The 2,390-nt window shown below is 36.4% G+C and carries 2 protein-coding genes; both read right to left on the bottom strand.

Annotated elements, in window-relative coordinates; translation table 11 throughout:
• Positions 1 to 1,426, bottom strand: a 1,426-nt coding sequence (locus Q0198_RS08055; RefSeq protein ID WP_297896771.1) for a hypothetical protein, incomplete at its 3' end; no start/stop codon positions are given.
• Between the two features lie 15 nt (positions 1,427 to 1,441).
• A complete protein-coding gene (locus Q0198_RS08060) occupies positions 1,442 to 1,927 on the bottom strand; it encodes a hypothetical protein (protein ID WP_297896773.1) in 486 nt (161 codons plus the stop codon).
• Positions 1,928 to 2,390 lie beyond the last annotated feature (463 nt).

Here is a 2,390-nt window from a genome sequence, read left to right on the forward strand (position 1 = left end):
GGCTGATGCCGATCTTGCCGTCTCCGTTAAGATCAAGGGCGAGAGGGTCGACGATGAAAAATTCCAAGATAGAAACGGCAAGTCCGATGTAAAATTTCTTAGTGTTTTGAAGTTTGTTAGATAATTCTTCATTCATTTTATTGACAGCTGCGATCGTAAAATCTATAAGAGCATCCGAAGCGTTCGTCATATATTCATCCAGCTTATCCACATAAGGAGCCGTTAGTTCCTTAATTACTTCAAGCAACCAAGGATCTCTTCCTACCCAATTCGGATCATATAGATTTAAAAAATATGACAACGAATCTCTATTCTTATAAAGATTTAGGAGATAGTCGCTTCCCAGATATGAGCCTACCGCACCAAATAGTGTAGCCAAAGCTATTGCTTTAGTTTTGCCCATACCCTTATTAGGCATAATCAGCGAGGCAAACATATAGCCGCCTATATTCGCCCCGGTTTCTTCTAGCATATATTCTTTGACGATGGTTCTTGCTTCTTCTCTATTTCCTGCACTAAGTGCCTGATCTGCTCTTTGCATAGTCATATCAAAGCCTATTAGTCCGCCCATAATCCCTAGTCTATTTAGCTCTTTCGTGATGAACGGTAGCTTATCGCGACCAAAAGCTTTAGTTAGCTCTTTGACCTTCTCTGAATATGGAATTCTATCATTTGTGACTATATCATTGATATAATTTTTAACTAGCGCATTTTTATTTTCTTTGAATATCGCCTCGAAATTTGTGTTTTTGCGTGCTTTATCGAAATCATCTTGCGTTAGTTCGGATATTTCTTTGCCCGCTATTTTTGCTACGGCGTTTTGATCGCTGATGATATAATTTAGTTTTTCTCTATCGGTAGCACAAGAATTTAGCTTAGAAACTAATTCCGCTTTATCCATACCGTTGATTTTAGTGATATTTTTGTTTTTGAGAAGTTCGGGAAGTTCGGTTTGATAAAATACCCTACCAGTGCTGGCATTGTTTCCCACTAAAGCTACTATTTCTCCGCCTTTGGTAGTTTTTACAAAATTTTTAGAGATTATATCCCAAGCGCCCGCCTTTCTGGGTTTACCATCAACCGGGTCTTCGCCGCCAATAAATTTACCGACGGGGGAATTATAATCATCAAAATTGGGATTTCTTTCTCCGGTAATTTTCTCCCAAGCCTTTATAAAATATTTATTCTCTTTCAAAGTACTTACAAATTTATACGCTTCTGTATTATTGAGCATTCTTAGTTTTGGATCTTTGGCGAGCTTATCTATCTCATTCATATTCATACCCGAATACAAAACTGTCTTTTGACCGCTAGCCTCTACACTTAAATTTTCTATTATTCTAGTTAGCTCGGCCTTTGTTGTAGGCAACTTCCCCTCTACTATTTTTCTTAATTCAACATCTGCTTGATCTTTTGTATAGCCCATATTCTATCCTCTTCTTTAAATTTTAGATCTGAAAATTACTTGAATATTCTCTTTAGGGATAAAATACGTTATAATGTCTCCTCCCTTAAACTCATTTAAAATTTCTTTTAAAATATCTACAATCTCTTGTTTTGGTATATCCCCGATATCGCTTCTTATAGATTCCAGTTCATATATTAGTATAAACGGATTATCCGTATCTTTTTTACCGGTATATTCATTATGTATATTCCTCAGATCGATCTCTATATCTTTGCCTCTATAATGCAAAAGCCATATCACTTCTCCGCTAAATTCCATATCTCTCGGATCTCCGATAGTGATACTGCGTACTACAAAAAGCCAAATACCTCTTTCTCGATCTATGCACCAATCTCTCGAATTTAAATCTACCCAATCAAGCTCACCCTGATAATACTTATTGCATATCTCATTGCACGGTTTTAGCAAATCGTATTTCTCGACATCCTCTTTTGAAATTTCCTCTGTAACAAACGCCATTCTCTCCTCCTTAAGAAATTTTTAATAATCTTAGATTTACGATATGTTTATATTCGCCTATGCGCTCATAAATATATAGTAGGAAGTAGGATTTGTCTTATTAGAGCTTGCTTAGCAGAGCGCTTATCCGTTTTAGCGCTTGCGTTATAAAGAGCTTTATTGACCACTATCGGCTCTTTACCGCAATCTCTCATCAAATCCCTACTCATATAAAAATTTCGCCGCATTTTATCTTTTTATTCTTACGGTATATTTAAAATTTAAAACTGCTTTGCCATATCAAATTTCAAGGTTCTTTACTACTCTAAATTTTAAAATTTTACTTCACAGCGCAGTAAAATACAAAGCCTAAAAACAAATGCAAGACGCTATGTTAAAACGCCATAGCCGCTTAAACTATCTATTGGGCTAGCCGCGAAACCATCTACTTGGCTACAAACGGCCTACTCACACCTTCCGTATC

Source organism: uncultured Campylobacter sp., from assembly GCF_938045205.1.
In the GTDB taxonomy this organism is placed as follows: domain Bacteria; phylum Campylobacterota; class Campylobacteria; order Campylobacterales; family Campylobacteraceae; genus Campylobacter_B.

Coding starts and splice junctions, on each gene's coding strand:
- Q0198_RS08060 (WP_297896773.1), bottom strand. CDS start 1,927: ATGGCGTTTGTTACAGAGGAAATTTCAAAAGAGGATGTCGAGAAATAC.